The organism is Dialister sp. UBA1703 (assembly GCA_002320515.1).
GTDB lineage: Bacteria > Bacillota > Negativicutes > Veillonellales > Dialisteraceae > Dialister.
On sequence record DCJJ01000172.1, the window covers coordinates 4,612 to 11,992 of the forward strand.

The 7,381-nt window shown below is 52.7% G+C and carries 7 protein-coding genes; 6 read left to right on the plus strand and 1 reads right to left on the minus strand.

Annotation, left to right across the window (positions count from 1 at the left end; translation table 11 throughout):
* Window positions 1-887: 887 nt before the first annotated feature.
* Window positions 888-1,790 (minus strand): LysR family transcriptional regulator, encoded by a 903-nt coding sequence (locus B2Y11_RS08390; RefSeq protein WP_291058007.1) that lies wholly within the window; start codon window positions 1,788-1,790, stop codon window positions 888-890.
* A 241-nt stretch (window positions 1,791-2,031) separates the two neighbouring features.
* Here B2Y11_RS08390 and B2Y11_RS08395 point away from each other — a divergent pair, with 241 nt between their 5' ends.
* From B2Y11_RS08395 to rpsI, 6 genes are all read left to right on the plus strand, one after another.
* A complete protein-coding gene (locus tag B2Y11_RS08395) occupies window positions 2,032-2,310 on the plus strand; it encodes a hypothetical protein (RefSeq protein ID WP_291058008.1) in 279 nt (92 codons plus the stop codon).
* Between the two features lie 156 nt (window positions 2,311-2,466).
* Entirely contained in the window at window positions 2,467-4,095 is a 1,629-nt protein-coding gene (locus B2Y11_RS08400) for an MATE family efflux transporter (RefSeq protein WP_291058009.1), read from the plus strand.
* Between the two features lie 626 nt (window positions 4,096-4,721).
* A complete protein-coding gene (locus tag B2Y11_RS08405; RefSeq protein ID WP_291058010.1) occupies window positions 4,722-5,480 on the plus strand; it encodes a transporter substrate-binding domain-containing protein in 759 nt (252 codons plus the stop codon).
* Between the two features lie 5 nt (window positions 5,481-5,485).
* Window positions 5,486-6,133, plus strand: coding sequence for an amino acid ABC transporter permease (locus B2Y11_RS08410; RefSeq protein WP_291058011.1), 648 nt, complete (start codon window positions 5,486-5,488; stop codon window positions 6,131-6,133).
* A gap of 287 nt (window positions 6,134-6,420) precedes the next feature.
* A complete protein-coding gene (gene rplM, locus B2Y11_RS08415) occupies window positions 6,421-6,861 on the plus strand; it encodes a 50S ribosomal protein L13 (RefSeq protein ID WP_291058012.1) in 441 nt (146 codons plus the stop codon).
* 22 nt (window positions 6,862-6,883) lie between these two features.
* Window positions 6,884-7,276, plus strand: coding sequence for a 30S ribosomal protein S9 (rpsI, locus tag B2Y11_RS08420; RefSeq protein WP_008859421.1), 393 nt, complete (start codon window positions 6,884-6,886; stop codon window positions 7,274-7,276).
* Window positions 7,277-7,381 lie beyond the last annotated feature (105 nt).

Here is a 7,381-nt window from a genome sequence, read left to right on the forward strand (position 1 = left end):
GGTTCGGGATCGGGATTGGGATCGGCGCGGTGCTTTCCGGTATTCCCGTAGGGGCCTGCGCCTGCGGCGCAGAGGGGCGTATGGCATCCATCGGGCCTCCGGCCCTTGGTGCCAAGGGTTGTGTTCGCTTCGCTCAGGGGGCCGCCGATTGGCAGTCAGAAAAATGATAGAGTATCATATTGCTGCTCAGCCCCGTACACTCTTTGCCTCTTCAAGGCATTTGCCCTCAAGGGGAAACGAGGGACATGGAGAAAAAAACAGGCGAGTCATATACTTCATGTACCATTCCGGTGACTCCCCCTTTGGTGGCTGGTGCCACCACCTTTCCGCCCCGTTGGGAAGCGTGTCACTGGATTCTCAGTCGCCTACGGCTCCCTGCGAATCCAGTTCCCTTGCCACCGCAGTTCGGTGGGGCGGCAAAAGGAAAGCGCCTTAACGGGCAGGCTGGGCGCCTTACTTCGCCCCACTTGGAGGTCCTATGCAGGACCTCCACAGGGGACTATAAAGCTCCGCTATGTCTTGAGCGATTTATGAAAGGACTGCTTTGCGGATCTTTATTGTCCCACCGCTCCGCGGGGGGAAGGTGGTGCCGTAAGGCACCAAAGGGGGGAAAAAAGCCACCGGAGGTGGCTGATCGACGTAATGCTTTTCTGTCATATGACACTGAAAGTAAATCCCGTAACGCTGACTTTATACTCATCGCCCGATAGGGCGATACCACAACCCTCGGCCCGAAGGGCCGTCAAACTTAAGAACCCTTGGGCCCGAAAGGGCCCATCAATCCTAAGAACCTTTTTCCGCAACCCTTCTACACAACCCGCCGCCATCAGGCGGCCACAACCTTCGGGGCGAAGTCCCGTCAACCCTCACACCGAAGGTGTGTCCAATCACATGGGAAATTCGCTGTTTGCTTTTTCTCTTACGTATTCCCAGAAGTGGTCTACGATGTATTCCCTCAGCAGCACGGCGGAGAGGGAGAGTTTGCCTTCGGTTTTCCAGGAGAGGTTGAGGTAGCGGTGGCAGTCCATGTCTCCTACAGGGAGGGCGGCAAGACCGCTGAAGGCGCCGTACCAGGTCATCTGGGGAACCAGGGCGATGCCCAGACCGGCATTGACGAATTCGTGGATGGTGTCGGGGTTGTCGCTTTCCATCACCACTTTGGGGGAGAAGCCTGCTTTTTGGCAGAAGGTTTCCAGAATGTCCCGGAGGACGAATCCCTTGGGCGGGGCGATGTAGTTCTTATGGGCGAAGTCTTCCAGGTTCACATAGGGGAGGCGGGCGTGACGGTCGGCGAGGGGAAGGACCATGACCAGGTTTTCCCTAAAAAGGGTGACTGTATGGTCGTCATCAATGTGATGGATGCTGGAGTAGAGGGTGAGATCCGCATGTCTGGCGGAGGCCTGCATTTTGGGGTTGATGATTTCCAGTATGGCTTCGGGATGGGCTTTCCTGAATTCCGCCAGGAAGGAGGGGATGAGTTTGGTGGCAGAAAGGATGGAAAGGTTTACCTTGAGCTGCTGCAGGTTCCGGGAGTCTTCCAGTTCCTGCTGCATGGCCTTGTATTCCCGGAGGAAATTTTCCGTGTATTTCAAAAGGATATGGCCGTCCCTGGTGAGGCGGATGTTTCGTCCTTCCTTTTCGAAGAGGGTGACATTCAGCTCCTCTTCCAGTCCGCGGATGGTGCGGGACAGGGCGGGCTGGGCGATATGGAGGGCTTCCGCAGCTTTGGTAAGATGTTCCATTTCTGCCGCTTTCAGGAAATATTCCAGGGAAGTGAAATTTAATTTCATAATTGCCACCTGATTTCACAATAGGGAGAAGTTCCCGGAAGGATATCGAAAGATTTGCTTTTTTCTTGTTATAGTAGTATACTATAAGTGGGTATTAAAAATACCAATAAAGAAATTTCTGCATTTCACGTCTGAAGATGAATGAAATGGTATGGATTGGCTATATATTTATACATTTATTATATCATAGTCCTTCCCATTTCAAAAAAGACGTTTATTTCAGCAAAGAAAGGAGGACAATATGGAAATCAATGAACTGATGGACCTGGAGATGTACGGCAGTATGTATCTTCTTTTTGCCATGGCTTACTTCTATGTGGAAGGAGCCAATCTTCTGGTACCGTCCCGGGTGAATTTCAATTTCAAGCGCATTCTTTCTCCATTTGCCTCCTTCTTCAAAGGTTTCATCGGGGCAGGGGGATGGCTTTTCGGCCTGCCTGTTTTCGGGTCTGCTGTTCCTTTTGTAAAACCGAATGACGGGGCATCTGTCACGGGATGTCCGGCTTCCTTCGCTGCATGAAACGGGCGGGGGAAACCCTGCGCGGCGAAGTTCATGAAACTTTCAAGGGGTAGGCTTTTTTTCAGTGTTCTCTGAAAAAAGCAGCTCTTACAGTGATTTCATCAGATGACGCCACGGGGCGTTTTTTTTGATGAAATTTCTGGAGAGTGCATTTATATGTTTTTCGTGAAAAAAGATATTTCTAAGCTGCTGTCTGTGATGATACCGATTCTGGTGGCCCAGGTATCCACAGCGGGAGTGACTTTTATCAATACCACCATGGCAGGTCATGCCGGTGCCGACGATCTGGCCGGCGTATCGGTGGGGGCGGGGCTTTTCTATCCCCTCTTGGCTTCCATCATCGGCCTTCTCATGGCGGGTACGCCCCTTATGGCCCAGCTCATCGGAAGGAAGGAAAAAGAATCACTGCCCTTCATCGTGAGAAGCGGCATGGTGATCGGCCTTTCCGTGTGGGCCCTCTTTACGGCAGGCTACTTCCTCTTTATCGACAGCCTCATGGCCTCCCTGGCTCTGGAGCCGGCGGTGGAGCACATTGCCCGGTACTACCTTATGACCATGATCGGCGTGGTATTCTTCATGGCCCTCATGATTCCCCTGCGCTGCCTCACCGACACCGCAGGCTCCACGTCCATTTCCATGAAACTCTTCCTCATGGCTCCTGTGGTGAACGGCATTTTCAACTACCTCTTCATCTACGGCCACGGCGGCATGCCTGCCTTAGGCGGCATCGGCGCCGGCCTTGCCACCATGATTACCTACGGCGTCCTTCTGGGACTCTTCCTTCTGGTGGTTCTGAAATCGAAAGAACTGGAAGGCAGGGAAATCTTCAAAAGCCTTTCCCTCCGCATGGCTGACATCAAAGAATACCTGGTGGTAGGTGTACCCAGCGGACTTTCCATTTTCATGGAAATGAGCCTTTTCAGCCTTATCATCGTATTCCTTGCCCGCTATGGCACCGACGCTCTTGCTGCCTACCAGATTGCCGACAACTTCGCCAGCCTGGTATACATGCTGCCCGTATCCTGCTCCATGGCCCTTACCATCCTTATCGCCACCGAAGTGGGAGCAGGGGACATGGCCATGGCCCGCCGCTATAAGAAAGCAGGCTTCATCGTAGCCATGGCAGGGGCCCTCATGACCTCCTCCTTCACCGTCCTTTTCCGGAGCTCCATCGGCTCCGTCTATACCGACGATGCAGCAGTAGCCCTCATTGCAGGACAGTTCCTCATCTACAGCGCCGGCTGGCAGATTTTCGACGCCATTTCCACCCCTATCCAGGGCATTCTCCGGGGTCTCAAGGATACCCGTATTTCCTTCATCCTCATGGTCCTTGCCTACTGGGGCGGCTGCTTCCCCATGAGCCTCTTCCTGGACAGCCACACCGGCCTGGGAGCCGACTCCTTCTGGCTGGGCCTTGACTTCGGCGTAGGCTGCTCCGCCCTCCTCATGGTTCTCCGTCTTCTCTATGTGGAAAGAAAACTGGACGGAAAACCGGTCTTCTCCTTTGCCAAGGCGGCCTTCTGCCTCCTGGGAAGGAAAACGGCCCCTGCCGCTTCCTCTGCCGTCTGCTCCGCAGTTCTTCAGAGGAATATGAAGAAAGCGGAAGAACTGGTGGAACTTTGGACGGAAATGGAAGAAAAACTGTCCATCCTCATGCAGAAAATCAAAGAATCGGAAGTGGATATCTACGAAGAAATGGGAAGAGTCCTTCCTATCCGCATGTCCCTTCTCACCGACCTTCATTTATCCATCATAGGCCATGCCACCAGGGCCTACATCCCATAGGGACGCTTTGACAGAAAAGCCTCACTGCCGAAAGGCAGCGGGGCTTTTTTACGCGCCCTGAAGGGTGTGAGGGTTGAGAGGGTTCAAAAAGTTCAGATGTTTGACACGGCTTTCGGCCGTGAAGGTTGTGGCAGGCGCCTTTTAAATCATAGAAGGCGCCAGTATGAAAAACAGGGTAGTGAATTAGTGAGCTAGTCAGTATTCCCGAAGGGGCCTGCCGCTGCGCGGCAGAGGGGCATATGGTCCTGTGCTACCGCACGGGCCAAAGGTTGTGGCCGCTGACGCTCAAGGGGCAAAGGCCATGGTGAGCGCCCTTTTGGAAATATGGGGGGCGCCTCTTACAATAAAACCATATAACCGCCCTGACGGGCGAAGGAGGGAGCACCCCCCTTTGCTGGCTGGCGCCACCACCTTTCCCCCTCGAAGAGGGGGCACAATCAATATTATTATACATCTCTCCCTTACAAATAATATTTTAGCGAACAACTTGTATTATAAAATCCTGGATAGTATAATAGATAGGAAAAGAGTAAAGGAAGCGGAGGGGCTTCTGTAGTAGAAAGGACAGGAATCAAGTGATGAAGCGTTGGATGATGTTAGGGGCCGCCTGTATAGCGGCGGGGTGTGTGCTGTTGTCGGGCTGCGGGAAGGAGGCTCCCGCTGCTTCCGCTCCCGGTCATGTGCACATTGTAACCCATGCAAACTGGAATCCCTTTGAATACCTGAAGGATGGAAAAATCACAGGTTTTGATATCGACCTCATAGAAGAGGCGGCCAAAAGGGCGGGCCTTACGCCGGATATTACCGATGCCGGCTGGGAGGCTATTTTTGAGCAGATCCGCACGGGACAGGCGGACGCTGCCATTTCCGGTATTACCATCACCCATGACAGGAAGGTCACCTACCTCTTTTCCCGGCCCTATTTCGTATCCCGCCAGGCCATCCTGGTTCGGGAAGATGAAAATATTTCCTCTGCCAAAGACCTGATGGAGGGGAAAACGGTGGCGGTGCAGAACGGTTCCACCGGCCAGGAGGCACTGGAAAAGCTCATGGGGAAGAATAACCCGGCCATCCGGAAAACGCCCATGTCCATCCAGATGCTCATCGGCGGCCAGGTGGATGCCCTGGTGGGGGATGAAACGTCGGTGAAATCCATCTGCGCCTCCTATCCGGATCAGCACTTGAAAATCGTATACGATGACGAAGCCTTCACGCCGGAATATTTCGGCATTCTCTATCCGAAGGACAAAGGGCAGGCACTGCAGCAGAAACTGGACAAAGCCCTTTCCGATATGGTGAGGGACGGTACCTACGGGAAGATTTATGAGAAATGGTTCCATACAAAGCCTGATGAGAAAACGCTGGCTTCCTTGAAACAGGGGTGATGGAAATGGTTGATTTCAAATTGTCCATACTGGAAGAATATGCGCCCTTCTTTGTCTCCGGCGCCCTTCTGACGGTGAAGCTCTCCCTCATTGCCATGGCAGCAGGCTTCTTCATCGGCCTCTTTCTGGCACTGGCCCGTATTTCCTCCAGGAAATACCTGTCCATCCCTGCGGCCTGCTTCATCGAAAGCATCCGGGGCACCCCCCTTCTCCTGCAGATACTTATTACCTATTTCGGCGTCATTCCCCTCATCATGAGAAAACCCGACGGCGTGCTGGCGGCGGCCATCGCCCTTTCCATCAATGCCGGCGCCTATATTGCAGAAACCATCCGCGGCGGCATCCTGGCCACGGACCCGGGACAGATGGAAGCAGCCAGCGCCCTGGGACTGTCTCATTTCCAGAGCATGCGCTGGGTCATCCTGCCCCAGGCCATCCGCTCCGTCATTCCGGCCCTGGGAAACTCCTTCGTCAGCCTCATCAAAGACTCCTCCCTGGCATCCGTCATCGCCACGCCGGAGCTCATGTACTGGGCCAACGCCGCCAACGCCCAGTACTACAGAGTGTGGGAAACCTTCATCACCACCGCTCTTATCTACCTCTTCCTCACGCTGGTTACAGGAAGAATACTGGGAAGGCTGGAAAAAAGATGAAATAAACAGTGAAATCGGATGAATTTCGGTTTCACTGTTTTTTTGATGAGCGCTTCCCTGGGCGCTGCCCTAAAGCACCACCTTTTCCCTGGCAGGAGCACAATAGGTGCGGGGAAATCCGGTCCGCGCAGCGGTCCCATTTCATAAAAAATATTTCAAAAAATCATTTGACAGGCCTTTTTTAAAAGGGTATAATACTCCTTGTGAGATTTGTCCGGAAACCACTAGCCCCGGAGGAAGGACGATGTCTTGCGGTTCTGTTTTTTATTCAGGAGGAATCATTTACAATGAAAACCACATTTATGGCCAATGCGGGCAACATTACCCGTAAATGGTATATCGTAGATGCTGAAGGACTGACCGTTGGCCGCCTGGCTGCTAACGTTGCCAAAGTTCTGTCCGGCAAAAATAAACCTACCTACACACCGCATGTTGATACCGGTGACAATGTCATCATCATCAATGCAGACAAAGTCGTTCTGACAGGCAAGAAAGAACTGAAGAAAGTTTACTTCCACTACACCGGCTACATCGGTGGCGACAGATACCAGAAGGCCGGAGATGCTCTTCGTGAAAGACCGGTATGGGTTGTAGAACATGCTATTCGCGGCATGCTCCCGAAGAACAAGCTCGGTGCCCAGATGTATCGTAAACTTCATGTTTATGCAGGCAGCGAACATCCGCATGCAGCACAGAAACCTGAAGAATTAAAGTTTGATATCCGTTAACCGGAAGGGAAGGAAATAAGAAATGGCAGAAGCTACATACTACGGCACCGGCCGCAGAAAGACATCCGTTGCCAGAGTCCGTCTGGTACCGGGACAGGGTAATATTACAATCAATGGCCGCGATCTGAAGGATTACTTCGATCTGGCTACTCTTGAACTCATCATTAAACAGCCGCTGGAACTGACCGGAACCACCTCCGCTTACGACGTTATCGCTAACGTACAGGGCGGCGGACGTACAGGCCAGGCAGGCGCTATCCGTCACGGCATCTCCAGAGCACTTCTGGACGTAGACGCAGACTACAGAAAAGTACTGAAGAGTGCCGGTCTGCTCACCCGTGATCCAAGAATGAAAGAACGTAAGAAATACGGCCTCAAGAAAGCAAGAAAAGCAAGCCAGTTCTCCAAACGTTAATCCGTTTCCGAATGGCAGAAACGCTCATGGTTATCCATGGGCGTTTTTCTTATGGGCGGAAATAAAAGTCAGACGATAGACGATAGATGATAGACGTCAGACATC

Excerpts from the sequence above, each read along its gene's own strand:
- B2Y11_RS08390 (WP_291058007.1), bottom strand. The coding sequence starts at position 1,790 with ATGAAATTAAATTTCACTTCCCTGGAATATTTCCTGAAAGCGGCAGAA.
- B2Y11_RS08395 (WP_291058008.1), top strand. The coding sequence starts at position 2,032 with ATGGAAATCAATGAACTGATGGACCTGGAGATGTACGGCAGTATGTAT.
- B2Y11_RS08400 (WP_291058009.1), top strand. The coding sequence starts at position 2,467 with ATGTTTTTCGTGAAAAAAGATATTTCTAAGCTGCTGTCTGTGATGATA.
- B2Y11_RS08410 (WP_291058011.1), top strand. The coding sequence starts at position 5,486 with ATGGTTGATTTCAAATTGTCCATACTGGAAGAATATGCGCCCTTCTTT.
- rplM (WP_291058012.1), top strand. The coding sequence starts at position 6,421 with ATGAAAACCACATTTATGGCCAATGCGGGCAACATTACCCGTAAATGG.
- rpsI (WP_008859421.1), top strand. The coding sequence starts at position 6,884 with ATGGCAGAAGCTACATACTACGGCACCGGCCGCAGAAAGACATCCGTT.